Origin of the sequence: Synechococcus sp. O70.1, assembly GCF_047462215.1 — a bacterium.
In the GTDB taxonomy this organism is placed as follows: domain Bacteria; phylum Cyanobacteriota; class Cyanobacteriia; order Thermostichales; family Thermostichaceae; genus Thermostichus.
The window spans coordinates 77,088-97,406 of the sequence record NZ_JANSIT010000009.1 but is presented as its reverse complement, the minus strand read 5'-3'; the positions used below and the strand labels follow the sequence as shown (position 1 = coordinate 97,406).

Annotated in this window: 18 protein-coding genes and 1 tRNA gene; 10 read left to right on the top strand and 9 right to left on the bottom strand. The window is 59.5% G+C overall.

Annotation, left to right across the window (positions count from 1 at the left end):
• Positions 1-151 precede the first annotated feature (151 nt).
• Positions 152-976 carry an ABC transporter ATP-binding protein gene (locus NW833_RS07250; protein ID WP_414412022.1) on the top strand — a complete coding sequence of 275 codons (825 nt, stop codon included), beginning with the start codon at positions 152-154 and terminating at the stop codon, positions 974-976.
• A 20-nt stretch (positions 977-996) separates the two neighbouring features.
• Positions 997-1,986, top strand: a complete 990-nt coding sequence (locus tag NW833_RS07245; RefSeq protein ID WP_414412021.1) for an ABC transporter permease — start codon at positions 997-999, stop codon at positions 1,984-1,986.
• A 92-nt stretch (positions 1,987-2,078) separates the two neighbouring features.
• On the opposite strand, the gene NW833_RS07240 is transcribed toward NW833_RS07245, so the two are convergent.
• The 7 genes from NW833_RS07240 to truB form a co-directional block, all read right to left on the bottom strand.
• Positions 2,079-2,151: transfer RNA gene (locus tag NW833_RS07240), tRNA-Phe, on the bottom strand.
• A 60-nt stretch (positions 2,152-2,211) separates the two neighbouring features.
• Complete coding sequence (locus tag NW833_RS07235) at positions 2,212-2,865, bottom strand: Crp/Fnr family transcriptional regulator (RefSeq protein ID WP_414405059.1); 654 nt, start codon at positions 2,863-2,865, stop codon at positions 2,212-2,214.
• Between the two features lie 13 nt (positions 2,866-2,878).
• Entirely contained in the window at positions 2,879-4,465 is a 1,587-nt protein-coding gene (locus NW833_RS07230) for an AAA family ATPase (protein ID WP_414412020.1), read from the bottom strand.
• A 33-nt stretch (positions 4,466-4,498) separates the two neighbouring features.
• Positions 4,499-5,068 (bottom strand): hypothetical protein, encoded by a 570-nt coding sequence (locus NW833_RS07225; protein ID WP_414412019.1) that lies wholly within the window; start codon positions 5,066-5,068, stop codon positions 4,499-4,501.
• A gap of 33 nt (positions 5,069-5,101) precedes the next feature.
• Positions 5,102-6,103, bottom strand: a complete 1,002-nt coding sequence (locus tag NW833_RS07220; RefSeq protein WP_414396815.1) for a zinc-dependent alcohol dehydrogenase family protein — start codon at positions 6,101-6,103, stop codon at positions 5,102-5,104.
• A gap of 260 nt (positions 6,104-6,363) precedes the next feature.
• Positions 6,364-6,867, bottom strand: coding sequence for an allophycocyanin subunit beta (gene apcB / locus NW833_RS07215; RefSeq protein WP_414412018.1), 504 nt, complete (start codon positions 6,865-6,867; stop codon positions 6,364-6,366).
• Between the two features lie 171 nt (positions 6,868-7,038).
• Positions 7,039-7,938 (bottom strand): tRNA pseudouridine(55) synthase TruB, encoded by a 900-nt coding sequence (gene truB, locus NW833_RS07210; RefSeq protein WP_414410068.1) that lies wholly within the window; start codon positions 7,936-7,938, stop codon positions 7,039-7,041.
• A gap of 73 nt (positions 7,939-8,011) precedes the next feature.
• Between truB and NW833_RS07205 the strand changes: the two genes are divergently transcribed.
• Entirely contained in the window at positions 8,012-9,019 is a 1,008-nt protein-coding gene (locus NW833_RS07205) for a DMT family transporter (protein WP_414412017.1), read from the top strand.
• On the opposite strand, the gene trpS is transcribed toward NW833_RS07205, so the two are convergent.
• Entirely contained in the window at positions 9,012-10,022 is a 1,011-nt protein-coding gene (gene trpS / locus NW833_RS07200) for a tryptophan--tRNA ligase (protein ID WP_414412016.1), read from the bottom strand. The two genes, NW833_RS07205 and trpS, sit on opposite strands and share 8 nt — an antisense overlap.
• A gap of 95 nt (positions 10,023-10,117) precedes the next feature.
• Between trpS and NW833_RS07195 the strand changes: the two genes are divergently transcribed.
• Genes NW833_RS07195 through gatC form a run of 3 tightly spaced genes read left to right on the top strand, consistent with a single transcriptional unit; the run spans position 10,118 to position 11,336 of the window.
• A complete protein-coding gene (locus tag NW833_RS07195) occupies positions 10,118-10,417 on the top strand; it encodes a chlororespiratory reduction protein 7 (RefSeq protein WP_414412015.1) in 300 nt (99 codons plus the stop codon).
• 55 nt (positions 10,418-10,472) lie between these two features.
• Complete coding sequence (locus NW833_RS07190; RefSeq protein ID WP_414412014.1) at positions 10,473-10,994, top strand: photosystem I assembly protein Ycf3; 522 nt, start codon at positions 10,473-10,475, stop codon at positions 10,992-10,994.
• 48 nt (positions 10,995-11,042) lie between these two features.
• Complete coding sequence (gene gatC, locus NW833_RS07185; RefSeq protein WP_414396802.1) at positions 11,043-11,336, top strand: Asp-tRNA(Asn)/Glu-tRNA(Gln) amidotransferase subunit GatC; 294 nt, start codon at positions 11,043-11,045, stop codon at positions 11,334-11,336.
• Between the two features lie 132 nt (positions 11,337-11,468).
• Here the strand turns inward: gatC and NW833_RS07180 are convergent, their stop codons facing one another.
• Positions 11,469-15,431, bottom strand: a complete 3,963-nt coding sequence (locus NW833_RS07180) for a magnesium chelatase subunit H (protein ID WP_414396799.1) — start codon at positions 15,429-15,431, stop codon at positions 11,469-11,471.
• 425 nt (positions 15,432-15,856) lie between these two features.
• Between NW833_RS07180 and NW833_RS07175 the strand changes: the two genes are divergently transcribed.
• The 4 genes from NW833_RS07175 (at position 15,857) to NW833_RS07160 (ending at position 20,319) form a co-directional block, all read left to right on the top strand.
• On the top strand, positions 15,857-16,975 hold the full coding sequence (locus NW833_RS07175; RefSeq protein ID WP_414412013.1) for a hypothetical protein: 1,119 nt from the start codon (positions 15,857-15,859) through the stop codon (positions 16,973-16,975).
• A gap of 94 nt (positions 16,976-17,069) precedes the next feature.
• Positions 17,070-17,765 (top strand): type 1 glutamine amidotransferase, encoded by a 696-nt coding sequence (locus NW833_RS07170; protein ID WP_414412012.1) that lies wholly within the window; start codon positions 17,070-17,072, stop codon positions 17,763-17,765.
• A 75-nt stretch (positions 17,766-17,840) separates the two neighbouring features.
• Positions 17,841-19,250 carry a UDP-N-acetylmuramoyl-L-alanine--D-glutamate ligase gene (gene murD / locus NW833_RS07165; protein ID WP_414412011.1) on the top strand — a complete coding sequence of 470 codons (1,410 nt, stop codon included), beginning with the start codon at positions 17,841-17,843 and terminating at the stop codon, positions 19,248-19,250.
• On the top strand, positions 19,195-20,319 hold the full coding sequence (locus NW833_RS07160) for an FtsW/RodA/SpoVE family cell cycle protein (RefSeq protein ID WP_414412010.1): 1,125 nt from the start codon (positions 19,195-19,197) through the stop codon (positions 20,317-20,319). The genes murD and NW833_RS07160 overlap by 56 nt, the downstream gene beginning before the upstream one ends.

Here is a 20,319-nt window from a genome sequence, read left to right as displayed (position 1 = left end):
CTCGTGGAACCAAGAACGAGAATCCCCGGCCTACGGCCCGCTGTCGCGAATGCCCTTTAGGGCGGGGAGTATGTCAACAAGTTGCGGCGGCGGCAGGGGTACGATTAGTTTAGCGCTCCCTCGCCGATCCCTGAGCCGGGAAAAGTAAGCCATGCCTGCCCCGATGATTCTTCTCAACCACGTCAGCAAGGTCTATGCCAACGGCACAGTGGCCTTGCAGGATATGAGCCTAGCCATTCCAGAGGGGCAGTTTGTCAGCTTGGTGGGGCCCTCTGGCTGTGGGAAAAGCACAGTGCTCCGGCTAATTGCCGGCCTAGGGCAGTTGACCAGTGGCTCTATTGAGTGGGGGGGCCACTGCCAGCAAAACCTCCCCAGCCGCCCGGTGGAACCCAAGTTGGCTTTTGTCTTCCAGGAGCCAGCCCTCCTGCCCTGGGCCACGGTGATGGAGAATGTGCGCTTGCCGCTGAAGTTGGCGGGCGAGCCTAGGGAGACAGCGGAGCCCAAGGTATTGCAGGCGCTGCGCCAGGTGGGCTTGCAAGGGTTTGAGCGCAGTTTTCCCCGCGAGCTCTCAGGGGGGATGCGCATGCGCGTTTCCATTGCCCGCGCCCTCGTCACCCAGCCCCAGGTGCTGCTCATGGACGAGCCGTTTGGAGCTTTGGACGAGATCACCCGCAGCAAATTAAACAGTGAGCTGCTGGAGCTGTGGCAGGAGCAGCGGTGGACGGTAATCTTTGTTACCCACAGCATTTACGAGGCCGTCTACCTCTCCAACCGTGTCGTGGTCATGGCGGCTCGTCCGGGGCGAGTAGTGGCGGATATCCCCATCGATGCTCCCTATCCTCGTTCAGAAGACTTTCGCACCTCGCCCCTTTACAACGACTACTGTCGGGAGGTGGCAGCCCGTTTGCGCGAAGCTATGGGTAGCACGACTCAGGAGCCTTACCTGCCTCCTCTCTCGGTTGAACGGTTGCGCTGACAGGATGCCTGCTTTTTTCTATGGTGGATCTCCTTGCCTTCCTTTTCCAGTTCCTGGATCGCCGGCTGGGATCCCTGCCTGTCCTGCCGGAGCACTGGTCTTGGCATGGGTCGACTGGGGCTCTGGGCGGTGGGGTGAAAGAAAAACTCAGGCCTGGCCCCCGCGGTGAGGCTGAGGTAGCTGGCTCTGGCCTGCCGACTTCTCCCCAGCGGTTGGATCTGGGCAGGTGGCTCAATCCAGATGTGATTGCCCCTGGGATCGTCGGCCTCCTCTTTCTGGGGCTTTGGGAGGTGGCGGTGCGGCTGACAGGGGTTCCCCCTTACTTGTTGCCGGGGCCGGTTTTGGTGGCCAGAACCCTGGTGAAGGAGTGGGGATCCCTTTTTCCTTCGCTGCTGGTTACCTTGCAGGTTACCGTGGTGGCTTTCCTCTTGGCTGCCATCTCTGGGCTGTTGCTGGCCGTTTTGTTTAGCCAGAGCAAATGGATTGAGCGCAGCCTTTTCCCCTATGCGGTGGTTTTGCAGACAACGCCCATCATTTCCATCGCGCCACTCATTATCATCTGGCTGCGCAACAACACCTTTGCGGCCATGGTGGTCTGCGCCTGGATTGTTGCCTTCTTCCCCATTCTCTCCAACACTACCCTGGGGTTAAACAGCGTCGATCACAACCTGCTCAACCTGTTTCAACTGTACAAGGCCAATCGCTGGCAAACTCTGATCTACCTGCGCCTGCCCAGCGCCCTGCCCTATTTCCTCGGGGGCTTGCGCATCAGCGGTGGCCTTTCTCTCATTGGAGCAGTGGTGGCCGAGTTTGTTGCAGGTAGCGGCGGGGAGCGGGCCGGGATCGCCTACCAGATTTTGATCTCCAGCTTTAACTTACAGGTGCCCCGCATGTTTGCGGCTCTGGTGCTGCTGACTGGCCTGGGGATCCTAATCTTTGTGGCCTTGAGCGCCCTGTCCGACAAAATCCTGGGCCACTGGCATGAAAGTGTTGTGCGCCGCGAAAACTAGGGGGGCTGCCTGGTGGCCAACTTGCCAGCGCCAGCAAGCTCCCAACCTAGGGTGTGGACCTATCTCGAAAAGCTCAGGAAAACAAGATAGGATGCCAGGAACCAGATTCGAACTGGTGACACGAGGATTTTCAGTCCTCTGCTCTACCAACTGAGCTATCCCGGCTTTCCGTAGCCCCTATTTTAGGGTGCTCAGGAGGTCTTTGGCAACAGGTAGCGCCCTAGTTTAGCCAAGGAGCTTTTCCAGGGCCTCCAGCTGCGGAATACAGAGGATGTTGCGGCTGCGATCCCGGCGGATCAACTCCTTTCGTTCTAGCTTGGAGAGAACGCGGGTAACGGTCTCCCTAGCTAAGCCGCTTAAGCTACTCAGCTCCCGATGGGGTAAGTTGGGGATTTCCACACCGCTGCGGCTGACCCAGCCCCGAGATTCGGCCAAGAAGAGGAGAATATCGGCCACGCGGGCAACACTGCTGGCCTCGCGCAACTGCAGCCGCCGGTTAAGCTGCCGCAGACGGCGGGACATGAGCTGGGCAAGGCGAATGCCAGCCTGGGCATTGGCAGCCAAGAAAGCTAGAAAATGCTGGGCCGACAGAGAACAAACCTTGGTCGGTGTTAAGGCAACCACATCGCTGGAACGAGGCGCCTCATCCAAAGCGGCCATCTCTCCGAAGATCTCGCCTGGGCCGAGAATGGTGAGGGTAATCTCCCGCCCCTCCGTGTCGTGAGTGCGAATCTTGACCCAACCCTCTAGGATGAAATAGACGGTACTGCCCCAGTCGTTTTGCAACACGATGGCCTGGTTGACGGCATGGGAGCGCAGCGCCATCTGACGGGCTAGCGGCTCGAGCACCTCGGGGGAAAAGCCTTCAAACAACGGCATCAAGTGCAAATCCTTAGCCGTTACCTCGCTCACTGGTGATCTCCTGCAGTTGCGCTTGCCAATCTTGACTGGTGTCCAACACCGTCAAGTAAGACCGTTCCCCCTCGGAAAAATCCTGCCACTGCGCCTGCTGCTGGGCAAGGAGATCGGCAGTGGCATCGGCAATGTCGGCTAGGTTTCCTCCCTCGACTGTACCTGCGGCCATACGCCGTTGCAGACGCTCACGGAGGACAGGTGCAGGGGCGTAACAGTGGAGGATGCGCAAGGGAATCCCGCACTTTTGGGCCTGTTCAATGGCCATGCCCCGCAGCGCTTGCCGGTCAAACTTGGCGTCGAGAATTACGCTATAACCCTCTCGGGCCAACTCCACCCCCAATTGCACCAGGCGGCGGTAGGTCTTCTCGGTCATCTCTGGCGTGTACACCTCCGACCCCCCCCGCTGCCGCAGAGGGATCCCGGCCAAGTGCTTGCGCACGGCATCGGAGCGGATGTGAATGGCTCCCCGTTGCCGGGCTAGGTACCGGGCCACTGTACTTTTGCCCGCTCCCGAGAGGCCAGCCATCAAAAACAACTGTCCCTGTTTGGGAAGCGTGTATTCCCAGGCCAGTCGGTAGTAGCGGGCGGCAGTGTGGAAGGCATCGGCTTTGTCAGCTTCCGCAGCGGCAGGATCGTCCAGCAGAAAAGAGGTAACCTTGGCCCGCACATAGGCCTGGCGATTGAGGTAAATGGGCAAGATCTTCAGTCCTTCCCAGTCACCCGTTTCTTCCAGATAGGTGTTTAAGTAGGCGTTGCCCAGATCAGAACGGTGGCGGGCGTCCAGATCCATCACTGCATAGGATACGTCGTACATCGTATCCACAAAGCGGAAAGCCTCGTTGAACTCGATGCAATCAAACAGCAAGATCTGGCCTTCCCACCAACAGAGGTTGCCAAGATGCAGATCCCCGTGGCCTTCGCGGATGCGGTCTTGGGCCATCCTCTGGTAAAACAGCTCCTGCCGCTCGGCAAAAAAGCGCTCCGTGTAGGCTTGGGTCTCCTGATACTGCTCAGCCGTCTGGGGACCGCCCACGTAGCGCTGGGTTTGGGCGTAATTTTCGTCAAAGGCCTCCCGTACCCGCTCTGGCCGGCCAAAGCTGCGGATGTAGTCGTTGGTCTCAGCCTGGGCGTGAAAGGCTGCCACCACCCGCCCCAGCTCCTCCATCAAGGCTGGCGTCAGCTCCCCCCGCTCGAGGAGGTTGCTGAAGAGTTGCTCTTGGGGAAACTGCCGCATTTTAAGGGTGTACTCCACCGGCTCGCCACTGCCGCCAAGCTGAAACCGGCCTTGGGTTTGCCCAATGGGCAACACCTGGAGGTAAAGCCCCGGCGCCCCGCGCTGGTTTAGGCGCAGCTCTTCTTGGCAAAAGTGGCGCCGCCGCTCCAGCGTGGTGAAGTTTAGAAAGCCAAAGTCCACGGGCTTCTTTACTTTGTAGGCATAGTCGCCCGTCAGGAGAACATAGGAGATGTGGGTTTGGAGAAGCTGGATCGGCTCCCGCACCGGATGGGGGTAAAACCCCGGCTCCAACATTGCTTGAATGAGGGGCGGCAGGTGGGCACTGGCCATAGAAAACTGGGGATAAGAGATCCCTATTTTCGCTTAGCCTCCAAAGGGCAAAGCAGCCTCTGGGGGTGAAAGGCGAATAATGCTGATCCCTTGCTTAACCAGAGTCTCTTGAGCGGCAGCAGAAAGGGCGTAGGGCCAGACCAAGTATTTGGTGTTGATGTAGTCTTGTCCTTGCTTGGCCAGGCTCACCTGTTCCGAAAGCATGCGCACTTCTGGCCCGCGGGTGATGATGGCTTCGGTGCGGCGGATGCGTTGCATCAGTTGGCTAAACAGCTCTTGGGGCTGCTGCACGAACACCACAATTGCCAGGTCGCAGGGATTGTAGTAGGTGCCGATGCCGCAAAGTAGGAGAGCCTCGCTGGCAAGGACAAGCGTCTCCTCGTCTCCTAGGGCCACCACCGGGTAGAGAAAGGTGCGCACGTCTTCCGGCTGCCAGTGGTTAAAAGAACGGCTATCCACTTCTCCCCGCACCCACGAGGAAATCGGCGGGAAAACCGCTTCGCTCAGCAGCCGATAGACCGTCTGCGGCCGCCCCAGCCAGCAGAGGGCGTTCTCATAGAAGCTCTCGTTCTCCAGCAGGTGAGGGGTAAGTGGATCAGCCATGGGCGGAGATGGGCAGGGCCTCCCTTAGCCAGCCTAATCGGGAATGGTTAAGGCAATTTTGCCGAGAACGGATCCCTGCTCCAGCAAGCGGTGGGCAGCAGCCGCTTCGGCCAAAGGAAAGGTGTGGCTGAGACGGATACGTAGTTGGCCTTGGTCGATGAGGCGAGCGCACTGCCTGAGAATCTCTGCCTGATGTTGCTGGGCAGCAACAAGATTCTTCAGCATCGGCGTGAGCATCAGCTCAAAGCCTACCCGTAGGTTGCGGTCACGGGCCACCCGCCAATCGGTCTCCGGAGCAGGCGCCAGCAGCGTGACGAGATCGCCGTACACACGCACAGCCGGAAAGGTCTGCTCCAGTACTGGGCCGCCCAGGGTATCCAGCGCCAGATCCACTCCTTCCCCAGCCGTCCAGTCTAAGACAGCCCGCACAAAGTCAGTCTGGCGGTAGAAGATGGGCAGGTTGGCTCCCAGAGAACGAACGAACTCAGCCTTTTCTGGCGTGCTCACCGTAGTGGCCACCTCGCAGGCCCGCAGACGGGCTAGTTGAATGGCCACATGACCTACCCCTCCGGCGCCGGCGTGGATGAGCACCTTTTGGCCAGCCTGCAGCCGCCCTCGCTCGTAGAGGGCCTCCCAGGCAGTGATCAACACTAGGGGAGCCGCAGCAGCTTCGGCAAAGCTAAGGGTTCTGGGCTTGGGAGCCACAAAGCGCTCATCGACCACAATCAGCTCAGCATAGTTCCCCGGTTGCTTGCCCAGGCCGCCATAGCAGAAGTAGACCTCGTCGCCAACCCGAAACTGCCGCACCCCGGATCCCACCGCTTCCACAACGCCAGCCCCGTCACACCCCAAGATGGCCGGCATCTCTTCTGGGTAGAAGGTACCTCGCCGCCGCAGCTTAGTGTCGATGGGGTTGACGCCAGCAGCCTTGAGACGAACAAGCAGCTCTCGCTCGCCGCGGATCTGGGGATCGGGCACTTCCTGGAGTTGCAAGACCTCCGGCCCGCCGGGCACGTTCATGACAACAGCTTTCATGTTTTCGCTGCCTCTGGCTTGAGTCCACCAACTGCTCCCCTTCTGCCCCCAGCGAGGGAGGCTGTGAGGGACATGCAAAGGGCGACCTTCGCGCTTGGGTTCAACGACGCCGTGCCTTCCTGGAAAGTTAGGACAAGGCTTCGGGCCGCGCCCCACGGCCGCTCTTTCCCTTCCCGGGAGATCCTTAGCGCGCTACCACGATGGTAACGTACCCCCACCAAAGCAAGGGATCCGGGAAGATTCCTGCCCTCTCTATGAGGCTAGATATCGGTTTCGCTGAGTTTGGCACTCAGGTAGTCGAAGGGCTCGGCTACAAAGCTGTAGTCCTCGTCGGTGCCAAGCAGCTCTAGGGTGCGCCGCTTCATGTTTTGGATCCCGATGACGGTTGGAGCAATCGGCACGCCAAGGGAGTTGTAGGTCTCTCGCAGACCGGCCAAAACGCGCTCGTCCAAAATGCTGTTGTCGCCAGCCACCAGGGCGTAGGAGGCATAGCGCAGGAAGTAGTCCATATCCCGCAGGCAGGTGACATAGCGGCGGGTAGTGTAGGCGTTGCCCCCTGGGCGGATCAGCTCCGGCACCTCGGCGAACAAGGCTGCCGCCGCCGTCTTGACAATGTCCACCGAGTTGAGGTTGATGACCTGCACAGCTTTGATGCGCCGCAACCCCGAATCGTAAAAGGCCCTAAGAGCGTCCATGGCATCCCGATCCAGGTAGCGGCCTGTCAGGTCGTAGGTTTTGATCAGGGTGGTTATGGCATCGCGCATATCCCCAACTCCGTTTTTGTGGCGTCTTATTTGTGGCGTCTTAAAAGGCTAGGTTGAGAAAAACGTCTTCAACTGCTCCCAGCAAGCAAGCCGCAGCCTCTGAGGCGTTCTCCGCTCCTGGTTGGCTCTCACGCAGTCTACCACACCGGAGGTTTTTCCCCGACAGGGAAATCAGGAATCCGGCAACAGCACCCGCAGCGGCTTGAGCAATCTGCCCTGGCGTTGTCCCAACCCCAAAAACTCTCCCTGGTGGCTTTTCACCCGCAGGGTCTCGGCAGTGGCCTGAGCGGGATCCAGAGGAATGGCCTGACCTTGCTGCCAGCGTCGGCTGTCTGAGGGTGACAGAGAAACTGACTCCCAGCTGGCAAAGCCCCACTCAATGGGCAGCAGGGCAGCAGCAGGATTGGCAGATCCCTGCCACACCTCTAGCGGCCAACTCTCTTCAAGGCGAAAAGGGCCACTTTGCAGCCGCCGCAGCTGGCTCATCAAGCCGCCACAGCCAAGCTTTTCCCCCACATCGCGGGCAAGGGCACGGATGTAGGTGCCGGGGCCACAGGCAATCTCCAGATCCACTTCCGGAAACTCGCCGGGACGCCAGTCCAGGATCTGCAGGTGCCGAATCACCACCCGCCGCGGCTCTAGCCCTAGCTCTGAGGCCTTTGCCCCCGCCCGCGCCAGTTCATAAAGCTTTTTCCCCTGCCGTTTGATGGCGCTGTAAAGAGGCGGCACCTGCCAGATCTCGCCGACAAACTCCCGCAGACATTCCTCCACCTGCTCGCGACTTAGCTCTGGACAAGGGGATCCCACCTCCACCTGCCCCTCGGCATCGTCAGTGTCGCTGCGCTGCCCAAAGCGAAAGGTTGCCCGGTAGACCTTGTCTCCTGGCAAAAACGCCAAAAAGCGCGTCGCCCGCCCCACGGCGATGGGCAAAACTCCCGTTGCCGCCGGATCCAGGGTGCCCCCATGTCCCACCTGGCGGGTGCGCAAGGTTCGCCGCACTGCTGCCACGCAGTCGTGGGAGGTGAGCCCTGCCGGCTTATCCAGATTGAGAAAGCCCTCCAGGGATCCCATAGTTAAGGTTTGTAACTAGGTTGCCGCAGCGCTTAACATGGGGTTGACTTCTGTTGTCAAGTTTGAAGCGCCCATGGCTCAATCCAACAAGTTATCTCAGCCTATCTGGCAACGCCTGCTGATGATTGCCCCGTTTTTCCTTTGGGGTTCGGCAATGGTGGCGATGCGAGATGCCCTCTCTGAGACCACTCCGCTCTTCATTGCCATTCTGAGGCTGTTGCCGGCCGGGATCCTGGTTTTGGCCTTCCGGATCTGGCAGGGGCGGGCCTCCGGAGCGTCTCAGCCCTGGCATCCCCAGGGACTGCAGGGCTGGCTGTGGGTCTTGGCCTTTGCCCTGGTGGACGCCACCTGTTTTCAGGGATTTTTGGCCCAAGGGCTGCAGGAAACCGGCGCCGGCTTGGGATCTGTGCTAATTGACTCGCAGCCCCTGGTGGTAGCCCTGCTGGCCACCTGGTTTTACGGGGAGCGGCTGGGGGTGCTGGGCTGGCTGAGCTTGGGGCTAGGAGTTTTCGGCATCGGCCTTATTGGCCTTGGAGGGGGGGGATCCCTGCAGCTAGGAGCTGGCGTTGGCTGGATGTTGCTGGCTTCGCTGTCAATGGCCATCGGCACCGTGATGATGCCCAAGGTGGCAGAGGTGGCGGATCCCGTGTTGGCAACCGGCTGGCACATGGTGCTGGGTAGCCTGCCCTTGATCCTGCTTTCGGCGCTGACAGAAAGCGAGCAGTGGCAGCACCTAAGCGGCATCCATTGGCTGGATCTACTTTATGCCTCGGTGATGGGAAGCGCTGTGGCCTATGCCCTCTTCTTCTACTTCGCCTCCCAGGAAAATCTCACCGAGTTCAGCTCCCTAACCTTTCTCACCCCCGTGTTTGCCCTTTTCTTCGGCAGCACCCTCCTGGGCGAGACCCTCACCCCGCAGCAGTGGGTGGGCGTAGGCGTTACCCTACTCTGCGTGTACGTGATCAACCACCGGCAAAAATGGCAGGAGCGCTTGCCTCTGGTTTGGAAAGGGATCCTGGCCGATCTGGGTCTGGGTCTTGCCACTAGTCCTGTAGAAGTTCGCGAGGGGCAGTCTAAGTGAGGGATCCCTCAAGGCTCAGAAACCCCATTGCATCTCGCACCTTTTGGAGGGTTTGCTCGGCCACGGCACGGGCCTTGGCGGCATTTTCCCGCATTAGCTCGTGGAGGTAGCCAGGCTCACTCCAGAGCTCCTGGTAGCGCTTTTGAATGGGCTCTAGAGTGGCGATAATGCTGTCGGCAAGCAGGGGTTTGAACTGCGCCCATCCCATCCCGGCACATTCAGCCGCTACCTCCTCCTTGCTCTTGCCGGAGGTGAGCATGTAGATCGTCAGCAAATTGTGGGCCTCTGGGCGGGCCGGGTCGTCAAAGGTAATGCCTCGGATGGAGTCGGTCTTGGCTTTTTGAATCTTTTTGCGAATGGCATCCGGACTGTCCAGCAGGTGGATGCGGCTGAACTCGGAGGGATCCGACTTGGACATCTTGCGGGTGCCATCGGTCAAGCTCATGATCCGCGCCCCTTGCGGACGAATGAATGCCTCAGGGATGACAAAGGTCTGTCCAAAGCGGTCATTAAAGCGGCGGGCAATGTCCCGACATAGCTCAATATGCTGCCGCTGATCCTCCCCCACGGGCACGTACTTGGGCTGGTAGAGGAGAATGTCCGCCGCCTGCAGAATGGGGTAGCTAAACAGGCCAACACTTGTCTCCTCTCCCTGTTTTTCTTTCTTTTCCTTGTACTGAATCATGCGCTCCGCCCAGTTCATGGGGGTGATGGTGGCAAACAGCCAGGCCAGCTCCGTATGGGCAGGCACATGGGACTGCACAAACAGCACACAATACTCCAGCTTGAGGCCACAGGCCAAATAAAGGGCAAACAGGGAACGGGTGCGCTCCCTCAACAGCTTGGGATCCTGGGGCACAGTGACCGCGTGCTGATCCACAATGCAAAAGAAGTTCTCGTAGTGCTCCTGGTCGGCCACCCAGTTTTTAATCGCCCCTAGGTAATTGCCCAGGTGCAGCTCACCAGAGGGCTGAATGCCGGAAAAGGTGCGCGGCTTGGCCATAGCACTCTCAAACAAGACCGCAGACAAAAGCCAAGACAGTCTTTTTCAGGATACCAAGAGAGTCCTAGCCCTTCCTGACACTCCCTGACACTCATATGTCAGACCCCCAACCCGAACCGCTCCGCGCTGCCAATCACTACGTGCTGCTGATCCCGGGCCTGCCAGAGCAATTTCTCAGCTCTGAGGAATTGCAGGAGTTCCTCGTGCGGCTGCTTCAAGAACATCCCCAGCTGGTGGATGCGGATCTGGCCCGCTACCCCACTCCCCAAGCCCAGGCGCAACGGCTCATCGACACTACTTGTGAACTGGAAGTCTCCCCTGGTGAAACCGTACAGTGGCACCCGGTGCGCCTAAGCAAGCGCCGCTCGGCCTCTTCTGGGCAAAGCTCAACCTAGGGGTTTTGTGGGCGTGGTACAACGCAAAGAAGAGGCACCCTAGGGGAGGTCAACCATGCCCCGCGGCATGAAGAACGACAACTTCATCGACAAAACCTTCACTGTCCTGGCTGATCTAATCCTCAAGTTGCTGCCGGGGGTGAGTTCGGAGGAGAAGAAAGCCTTTGCCTACTACCGAGACGGCATGGCGGCCCAAAGCGAAGGGGAATATGCCGAGGCCCTAGAAAACTACCGCGAGGCTTTGGCTTTAGAGAAGGACGACCAAGACCGCAGCTACATCCTCTACAACATGGGCCTGATTTACCAAAGCACTGGAAACCTGGACAAGGCCCTGGAGTACTACCACCAGGCCCTAGAGCTCAACCCCCGCCTCTGCTCTGCCCTCAACAACATTGCCGTTTTGCTGCACCACAAAGGTGAGCAGAGTCTGCAAGCTGGGGATGAAGAAACGGCTGAGGCCCTATTTGACGAAGCTGCCCGATACTGGATCCGTGCCATTCGCATTGCCCCCAACAACTACATCGAGGCCCAAAACTGGCTCAAAACCACAGGGCGTGCCAACCTGGAGCTCTTTTGAGGTCTGGCTAAGGTAAACTCATCGGTAGCCCATAGGGCCAAGGAAGCAATGCTGACCCGCGAAGAAGTACGCCACGTCGCTCACCTGGCGCGGCTAGAGCTCACTGAGGAAGAGGAAATCCAGTTTACCCAGCAGCTAGCAGATATTCTGGCCTACGTAGAACAGCTTAAAGAGCTGGACACTGAAGGCGTAGAGCCTACTTTCCATGTCCTCGATATCGAGCTGCCCACTCGCCCCGATGAGGTGGAGCCCTACGCCAATGTCGAGGGGATCCTAGCTAACGCCCCCGACCGCGTCGACATGTTCTTCAAGGTGCCCCGCATTTTGGAAGAGGAAAGCTAAAAGCTGCACTCTTGCCGGCCTTCGCCCTAGCGCCAGAGGGCGAACTTTCTGGGGGCTTTGCTACCAACCCCCTTATGCCAGCAAATGCAAGGAGAAGCCTCAGCTCTCCTCTGCGGGGATGGCCTTGACCAGCTACTCCACCCCCTCGATCCGGTCTTCCACTTCCTGATACAGCTCCTGCAGGAGCTCGATGTTGGCTTGGGAAGTTTGCCAGTAGCCACGCCCATGCACCTCCAGGAGGGTGCCGACGATGCGCCGGAAGGAGTGGGGGTTGAGGTTCATGAGGCGCTGCCGCATTGCCTCGTCCTTGATAAAGGTCTCGTTGGCCTCCTCATAGATCCAGTTGTCCACCGCACCTGCCGTGGCCGACCAGCCAGAGGTGTTCACCAGCCGCTTGGCAATCTCCCGCACCCCTTCGTAGCCGTGCTTGAGCATGCCCTCATACCACTTGGGGTTGAGGAGCTTGGTGCGAGCGTCCAGGCGAATGGTCTCGCTCAGGGTGCGGATCTGGGCATTGGGCGTGGTGGTATCGGCAATGTAGGCTGAGGGAGCCTTGCCGTCGGGGCGCAGGCTCTGCACCAGTTTGGTGGGATCCGCATCAAAGTAGTGGCTGACGTCTGTTAGGCTGATCTCCGACGAATCCAGGTTTTGGAAGGTTACCTCCACCGTCTTCAGGCTGGCCTCAAAAAGCTGCCGCATCTGCTGGTTGGGCAAATTGGAGCCGAAGGCAAAGGACTTGCGGGATAGGTACATCTCCCGCAGCTCGCTTTCGTCCTCCCAAGAGCTGTTTTCCACGGCCAGGCTGATGTTGGCCGAGTAGGAGCCAGAAGCGTTGGAAAAGACCCGCGTTGCCGCCTGCTCCAGAGTCAGCCCCAATTCTTCTGCCTGCTGTAGGGCATGCTTGCGCACAAAGTTCAGCTCCAGCGGCTCATCGGCTAGGGCTGCTAGCTTCACTGCCCGGTCGAGAAGGGCCATTTGGTTGACAAAGAGATCCCGGAATACCCCGGAACAGTTCACCACCACGTCAATGCGGGGCCGCCCCAGCTCCTCCAGGGGGATGAGCTCCACTTTGTTTACCCGCCCCAGGGCATCTGGCTTAGGACGCACCCCCAGCAGGCAGAGCACCTGCGCCAGCGACTCGCCGTAGGTCTTGATGTTGTCCGTGCCCCAGAGCACCACTGAGATGGTCTCCGGGTACCTGCCGCCGTTGGCGCTCAGCTCCCGCGCCAGCAGCCGTTCCACCACAATCTCCGCCGACTTGATGGCCGCTGCCGTGGGGATGGACTGGGGATCCAAAGCATGGATGTTGCGCCCAGTTGGCAAGACGTTGGGGTTGCGGATGGGATCTCCTCCCGGCCCCGGTGGGATGTACTCCCCTTCCAAGGCCCGCAGCAGCGATCCCAGCTCATAATCTGCCGTAATTTGCTTGAGGCACTCTTCCAGAAACTCAAACAAAGGCTTGAGCAGGTCTGGATCCACCTGGGGGTAGCCTGCCTCCTTCAGGGCCACCAGCCAAGGCGCTTGCCGTCCCATGTTGAAGAAGTTGAGCTTGGCCACGCGCGAGACCCGCCCCTGGGCGTCGGTCTGTTCCCGCACGAGCGCGGCCACTGCTTTATGGCAGGCCTTGTTGATGCGATCCAGCAGCTCTGTATCCGCCAGGTGCCCCCGATCCCGGTTGCGGTAGATTTCGTCGATATCCCGCCCCAGGCTCTGGGCAATGATGCGGGGTAGGCCGAGGATCCCTTCCTCCGGCCGGTCAATGCTGGCAATGCTTACCAAGGTGGCAATCGCCTCTTCTGCTGTGGGGGGCGCCCCAATCACATGCAGCCCACAGGGCAACAGCCGCGACTCAATCTCCATCAGCTTGGCGTAGAGCTTGCCCACCACCGTGTCCCGTTCCTCTAGGGTGAGCTGGGCAGCGTCCACCGTCGGCAGCTCCACGTCTTTGTCTAGGTTGACTAGCCGCGCCTTGTCGCAGATGGCGTTGACAATGGCAATGCCCCGCGCCCCCTCCCGCAGGGTTTGGTAAGAGCCAATCAGGTCCCGCAGCTCCTGCAGCCCCTTGTAGAGGCCAGCGTTTTCTGCTGGCGGTGTCAGGTAGCTGATGGTGCAGGCATAGCCGCGCCGCTTGGCAATGGTGGCCTCGCTGGGGTTGTTGGCAGCGTAGTAGTAAAGGTTAGGCAGGGATCCAATCAGGTTATCCGGGTAGCACTCGCTGGACATGCCAATCTGCTTGCCCGGCATGAACTCGAGAGACCCGTGGGTGCCAAAGTGGATGACCACGTCGGCTTTCCAAACCTTTTCCAGGTAGGTGTAGTAGGCGGCAAAGCCGTGGTGGGGACTGGCCGACCTGGAAAAAAGTAGCCGCATGGGATCCCCTTCGTAGCCAAAGGTGGGCTGCACCCCGATGAACACGTTGCCAAAGTGCTTGCCGTAAATCAGTAGATTTTGCCCATCGGTGTTCAGGTGCCCTGGAGCTGGCCCCCAGTATTTCTCAATGGCTTTGACGTAGGGGGTCAGGGCCTCGTACTCCCGCACCGACAGCTTGGCCGCTACATTCAGCTCCGGGCTAGCGTACTGAGCTTGGGGATCGTGGAGGATGGACTCCATCAGCTCCTGGGGGGTTTTGGGCAGCTCTGGCCCCAGGTCGTAGCCATTGTGGGCCAGCGCCTGCATCACCCGGTGGATGGAGGCAAACACATCCAGGTAGGCGGCTGTTCCCACATTGCCTTTGTCGGGCGGAAAGCTGAAAATGGTGATGGCAATTTTCTTCTCTATCTTGGGCTTGCGCCGCAGATTGGCCCATTTAATGGCCCGCGCTGCAATCAGCTCAATCCGATCCTGCATTGCGTGAGCTTTGCCGGTGACGGCGTCCCGCCCCGAGAGAATGATTGGCTCGATGGCCCCGTCCAGCTCGGGAATGGCAACTTGCAGCGCCACCTGTACCGGGTGCAGGCCCAAGTCACTGTTGGCCCATTCCTCGGTGGATTGAAACACTAAGGGCAGGGCCACCATATAGGGGCGATTGAGCCGCTTGAGCGTCTCCACTGCCTTGGGGTGATCCTGCCGCGCCGGCCCGCCCACCAGAGCAAACCCGGTTAGCGACACCACTACATCCACAATGGGCGCCGTCTTCTGCTCGTTCCAGAAAAACTCGTTCACTGGCTTGGAGAAGTCCAAGCCGCCGGCAAACACCGGCACCACTCGCGCCCCGCGCGACTCCAGCTCTTGCACCATGGCGACGTAGTGGGCATCGTCCCCCGTCACCAGGTGGGTGCGCTGCAGCACCAGCCCCACGCAGGGGGCCAAGGGATCCTTCACGTCCTCTGGCAGATCCTCGCGGGCATTGTACCAGTCCCAGTACTCCGCCAGGCTGGCAAACATTTGCGGCGCCAGCGGGTGCCAGATACCCATCTCCAAGTAGGTGACGGGCTCAGCAAAGGAGAGCTGCCCCCGCATCCCTGGCAGGTAGCGATCCGCCAGCATGAGCAAAAAGTTCTCCAGGTTCTCCCGGGATCCGCCCAGCCAGTACTGGAAGCTGAGCATGAAGTTACGGGCATCCTGCGCCTTGTCGAAGGGCAAGTACTTCAACACCTTGGGCAGGGTCTGCAGCAGCTTCAGCATCCCCTCTTGGAAGCTGGATCCCTGCTGGCGCTTGCGCATGAACTGGGCAATGGCGCTCTTGGACTGCCCTAGCTGCGCCATGGAAAAGGATCCCAGCTTATTAAGGCGCATCACCTCCGGCATGGAGGGAAAGACCACCACCGCATCCAGCCGCTCCCGCAGGGGCTCCACCGCCTGCACCACCTTCTGGGCAATGTCTTCGATAAAGATTAGGGATCCAATAAAGACGTTGGCTGTCTCCAGATCCCGCTGGAAAGCCTCATACCCCGAGGGATCCCGCAGCTCCTCCACCAAGTACCCCGACAGCTCCACCGCCAGCTTAGGGTTGTGGGCATTGATGCGCTGCACCGCCGCCGTCAGGGCGCTCTGATACTGCGGCTCCAACACCACGTACACCACCTTCATCAAGCGGCGATCCCCCACCTCAGCAGGGGCAACGTGGCGGGTGATGGGCTTAACCAGAGTAAACATGCGGTCGCTCTCCGTCCGGTGATGCAAACAGCCTACGGGTAAGCATTATCCCTTATGACCTGTTTCCCGTTCTACCCGAGAAACGGAACTGAGCTGGTTGGGAACCGTTACATGTGTAACAATTCGCAATAACTCTTGAGGTCCACAGGGATGAGGGGATCCCTCCGCCAGAAGGCATCCCTTCAAGAATCTCTAATGGACTTCTGACCCCACAACCGCCTTTGTTGAGCCCTGAGGGTGGGTTCGTGGCGCGTTGCAGCGTAAACTGTCCAGTTTGCCGCAATAGTATTGACAGCATGGGGTGGCAGCTAAACAGGCCTTGCACCGCGACGGGGGCTGCATTACGAGTTTGTACGACGCTACGCCGTTGCAGGGGCTGCGGCGGGTGAACTTTTGCGTTAGCCGGACGCACACGAAAGAGAGACATGGCGTACTTTGTCCAACTGTTTTCCCCTGAGACATATGAGGCCTTCAGCCGTTCCGATCGAACGGTGTCCGGTTTTCCCCTTCGTCGCTGGGGTGTTGCCGGCAAAGTCAAGACCGGCGACAGTCTTGTCTGCTACGTGACGAAGCTTTCGAGATGGGTCGGGGTGCTGGAGGTTCTGGAAGGACCGTACCTGGACGAAACCCCGCTGTTCTTTCCTGTCGGTGATCCATTTGTAGTTCGCTTCCGAGTCAGACCGATTGCTTGGTTGTCCGTTGAAAAGGCCCTTCCTATTCATGAAGACCACGTGTGGAATGCTCTCTCTTTCACGCGTGGTCAAAGCAGGAGTTCGTCTACGTGGACTGGCAAGCTTCGTGGGGGCCTAGTTCAGCTTGACGAGAACGATGGGGCGTTTCTTGAGGCAGCGATCAAGGCCCAGGCCTCTGGAGAGGTGACGTATCCCGTCGATGAAAACGAGTACAAAAGACTTCTCACTCATCGCATTCGCAGAGCGGACAAGGACGTGTCGGTGATCGTCCCAGAAGGAACCGAAGTAGAATCAATCAAGATTCAGGCGCTCCTCGCTGAGATTGGTTCCAGGATGGGAATGCAGATCTGGCTGCCAAGATCCGACAGGGCTGCGGTGCTAGCGGAGTGGCGGGGAGATCACCCACCCATCCTTGAGCGCCTACCGTTGAATTACGATGACACCACCCTGAGGACAATCGAGCAAATTGACGTCCTCTGGCTTAAGGGTCGGGCGATCAAGCGCGCTTTCGAGGTGGAGCACACAACTTCGATCTACTCCGGCATTCTGCGAATGGCTGACCTACTTGCACCCCAACCGAACATGGACGCATCGTGGCGCCAGCCACACGGCGGGAGAAGGTCTTTCAGGAGTTGCGCCGGCCCGTCTTTTGCCTACTTGATAGGGGACCGCTTGCGGAGAGCTGCACATTCCTTTCATACGACAGCGTGCGCGAGCTCGCGCGTCAACCACATCTATCGCACCTCTCCGAAAGTGTTTTGGATGAGTACGAAGAAGAGGCCGAACGGTAGGCCGGCTAACAACCGGTTGCAGGGGGCAGCGCTACTTCCACTGCTCTCGACCCTGGGCTAGATTACAGGCTGGGACTTTAGGCAGCAGGTGAGTTAAGGCGTCAAGTCGTTAATCCTAACAGCTTGTGGGTGATGAGGAGAGATCCCATCTCGTCATGCGTGCATATTACCTACAACATGTGCCGTTTGAGGGTCTTGGCTACATAGAGTCTTGGCTTAGAGCCAAGGGATACCCTGTAACAGGCACAAGGTTCTTTGAATCGACGAGATTGCCGAGCTTGGATGAATTTGACATACTCATCGTCATGGGTGGCCCTATGAGTGCCAATGACGAAAGCACGTTTCCTTGGCTGGTCCAGGAGAAAGAGTTCATCCGCAATGCTATCGAGGCTGGCAAGTCTATTTTGGGCATCTGCCTGGGGGCGCAACTGATTGCCAGCGCAATGGGGGCTCGGGTGTTTCCAAATCCTGTCAAGGAAATAGGCTGGTGGCCGGTGCAAGGGATCCAACCGGCTAACGAGCTGGCCTTTCGCTTCCCGCCTTCGATTGAGGTTTTTCACTGGCACGGGGAAACTTTCGAGCTGCCGCTCGGTGCAATTCACCTTGCCAAAAGCGAAGGCTGTGAGAATCAGGCCTTTCAGCTTGGACGCTCAGTGATCGGCCTCCAGTTTCACTTGGAAACCACGCCAGAACTGGTGCAAGGGCTTGTCTCCAACTGCCGCGACGAACTATTGCCATCTACCTATGTGCAGTCAGAGGCAGAAATCCTCTCAGCCTCCCCTGAGAAGTACCAAGCCATAAACTGTCTAATGGGCGAGGTCCTCTCCTTTCTCTGTCGTTGCAATCCCTAGCCCAGTGCCACGCTCTAGAGGGCAGCTAGTTTGTAAGATGCGGATCTGAAGGCCAAAGTTGCCAAGGAACTAGACGTGGGCCATCAAGTTCTAGGGCTGGGGATCGCAGGTCGGTCGGCTGCACGGCTGCTGCGAGCGCAAGGAAAAGAGGTTTGGGTCTGGGACGAGCAGGACTCGGAGATCTTGCGGCAACGGCAGGCGGATCTGGAACGAGAGGGGATCTCTGTCCAGCTGGGCCAGCCTTTTCAACTGCTGCCAGGGGTGGAGCAAGTGGTGGTTAGCCCCGGCATTGCCTGGGATCACCCGCTGCTGCAAGAGGCACGTCGGCAAGGGATCGAGGTGCTGGGAGAGGCAGAGCTGGCCTGGCAGTTCCTAGAGCATCTGCCTTGGGTGGGGATCACGGGCACCAACGGCAAAAGCACCACCACGGCCCTAGTGGCGGAGATGTTCAAGGCAGCAGGGCTAGAAGGGATCCCTTGCGGCAACATTGGCTTGCCCCTGTCCCAAGTGGCTCTGGAGATCTGGCAAGGGCAGCGTCGGCCAGATTGGATCGTGGCAGAGCTGAGCAGCTACCAACTGGAGGCCAGCAGCCGCCTGATGAAGAGCTCCCCCGGAGGCCCACCCCGCATTGGAGTGTGGACAACTTTCACCCCAGATCACCTAGAGCGGCACGGCACGCTGGAGCGCTATGCCAGCTTTAAGGCGCGGCTACTGGAGCGGGCCCAGTGGCGGGTGGTCAATGGCGAGGACCCCTACCTCTTTCGCCGGCGGCGAGACTGGGAAAAGACCTACTGGGTCTCGCTGCAAGATCCGCAAGCGGATGTCTTCCTGCGAGGGAGCACGCTTTACATCCAGGGGGAAGCGGTGGCGGAGCTGGAGGACTTTGCCGAGCGCTGCCCTGGCTCGCACAACTTGCAGAACTTGCTCTTGGCAGCAGCGGCTGCTCATCTAGCCGGGATCCCCAACGCTGCCGTTCAAGCCGCCATCCGCTCTTTTGCCGGCATGCCCCATCGGCTGGAACGGGTGGCCCAAATCCGGGTGGGATCTACCCCCATCCGCTTTGTCAACGACAGCAAGGCCACCAACTACGAGGCCGGCTGGGTAGCGCTCAACGCCCTCTCCCCGCCCATTATCCTCATTGCCGGGGGAAGGGCCAAACAGGGGGATCCCTCGGCCTGGCTGCGGCTTATTCAGGCCAAGGTGGCCCGCGTGTTGCTCATTGGGGAGGCTGCTCCTAAGCTGGCCAAGGCTCTTCAGGAAATCCGCTATACTGACGTCGAGATCCTGCCGACCCTAGATATGGCGGTGGAAAGGGCCTTTGCAGCTGCCTGCTCCCTAGCGCAAGCCCTGGCCAATCCAGCTCAGCCCATCACCGTTTTACTGTCGCCTGCTTGTGCCAGCTTCGACCAGTACCCCAGCTTCGAGCACCGTGGCCACCACTTTCGAGCCTGCTGCCAAGCCCTGGTGGGATTCCTGGAACGCTGAAGCGCGCTGGCTGCGTTGGCTGACGCTGGTCTGGCTGGGGATAGGGCTGGCGGTATTGTTTTCGGCCTCCTACCCGGTGGCGCAGCAGACTACCGGCGATGGCCTCTACTTTTTTAAGCGCCAGTTGCTTTGGGCGGGGCTGGGGCTGGCCTGCTTCACCCTCTTGGTGCGTATCCCCTTGCAGCGCTGGTTCCCCTGGGCCGGGATCCTCTGCCTGCTGGGCATTGGCTTGGTCTGGGCTACCCAGGTGCCGGGGCTAGGGGTTTCCCGCCTGGATGCCAGTCGCTGGCTGGATTTGAAGGTGATCCCTGTCATCCAGCCTTCGGAACTGCTCAAGCCCCTGCTGGTGCTCCAGGGAGCTTGGGTGTTTGGCCGTTGGTTCGAGCATCCCCGCTGGTTTCGTAGAGTCTGGGTTGGGCTCTTTGCTTTGGGGCTGCTGGGGATCCTCACCCAGCCCAACTTGGGCACCACGGCCATCTGCGGTCTTACTCTCTGGGTTATGGCCTGGACGGCTGGGGTCCCCCTCTTCGCCCTTTTGGCTACGGCAGGCCTGGGGACGCTAGCAGCAGTGGTGAGCATCCTCGGCAAAGACTACCAACGGCGGCGCATCCTGGCTTTTTTGGATCCCTGGGGCAATGCCCGAGGAGATGGCTACCAGTTGGTGCAAAGCCTCTTGGCTATTGGCTCAGGGGGGTGGTGGGGCAAAGGCTACGGTCTTTCTCAACAAAAGCTGTTCTACCTGCCCATCCAGTACACGGACTTCATCTTTGCAGTCTATGCGGAGGAGTTTGGCCTAGTGGGATCCCTCTTCTTCCTGGTGCTGTTGGGCTCCTATACCTGGGTGAGCTTGCGAGTCATGTGGCGCTGCCCAGATCTGCCCACTCGTCTAGTGGCCTGTGGCTGCCTGATGTTCCTGGTGGGCCAGGCCTTGCTCAACATCGGCGTGGTGAGCGGGATGCTGCCAACTACAGGGGTGCCCCTGCCTCTAGTGAGCTACGGGGGTAGCTCGATTCTCTCGGCGCTGATCATAGCGGGACTGCTGGTGCGCGCTGCCCGCGAGGTCGGCTGA

Bases quoted from the DNA above. Each gene is read 5' to 3' on its own strand.
- NW833_RS07250 (WP_414412022.1), top strand. From the start codon at position 152: ATGCCTGCCCCGATGATTCTTCTCAACCACGTCAGCAAGGTCTATGCC.
- NW833_RS07245 (WP_414412021.1), top strand. From the start codon at position 997: ATGGTGGATCTCCTTGCCTTCCTTTTCCAGTTCCTGGATCGCCGGCTG.
- NW833_RS07235 (WP_414405059.1), bottom strand. From the start codon at position 2,865: ATGCCGTTGTTTGAAGGCTTTTCCCCCGAGGTGCTCGAGCCGCTAGCC.
- NW833_RS07230 (WP_414412020.1), bottom strand. From the start codon at position 4,465: ATGGCCAGTGCCCACCTGCCGCCCCTCATTCAAGCAATGTTGGAGCCG.
- NW833_RS07225 (WP_414412019.1), bottom strand. From the start codon at position 5,068: ATGGCTGATCCACTTACCCCTCACCTGCTGGAGAACGAGAGCTTCTAT.
- NW833_RS07220 (WP_414396815.1), bottom strand. From the start codon at position 6,103: ATGAAAGCTGTTGTCATGAACGTGCCCGGCGGGCCGGAGGTCTTGCAA.
- apcB (WP_414412018.1), bottom strand. From the start codon at position 6,867: ATGCGCGATGCCATAACCACCCTGATCAAAACCTACGACCTGACAGGC.
- truB (WP_414410068.1), bottom strand. From the start codon at position 7,938: ATGGGATCCCTGGAGGGCTTTCTCAATCTGGATAAGCCGGCAGGGCTC.
- NW833_RS07205 (WP_414412017.1), top strand. From the start codon at position 8,012: ATGGCTCAATCCAACAAGTTATCTCAGCCTATCTGGCAACGCCTGCTG.
- trpS (WP_414412016.1), bottom strand. From the start codon at position 10,022: ATGGCCAAGCCGCGCACCTTTTCCGGCATTCAGCCCTCTGGTGAGCTG.
- NW833_RS07195 (WP_414412015.1), top strand. From the start codon at position 10,118: ATGTCAGACCCCCAACCCGAACCGCTCCGCGCTGCCAATCACTACGTG.
- NW833_RS07190 (WP_414412014.1), top strand. From the start codon at position 10,473: ATGCCCCGCGGCATGAAGAACGACAACTTCATCGACAAAACCTTCACT.
- gatC (WP_414396802.1), top strand. From the start codon at position 11,043: ATGCTGACCCGCGAAGAAGTACGCCACGTCGCTCACCTGGCGCGGCTA.
- NW833_RS07180 (WP_414396799.1), bottom strand. From the start codon at position 15,431: ATGTTTACTCTGGTTAAGCCCATCACCCGCCACGTTGCCCCTGCTGAG.
- NW833_RS07175 (WP_414412013.1), top strand. From the start codon at position 15,857: ATGGCGTACTTTGTCCAACTGTTTTCCCCTGAGACATATGAGGCCTTC.
- NW833_RS07170 (WP_414412012.1), top strand. From the start codon at position 17,070: ATGCGTGCATATTACCTACAACATGTGCCGTTTGAGGGTCTTGGCTAC.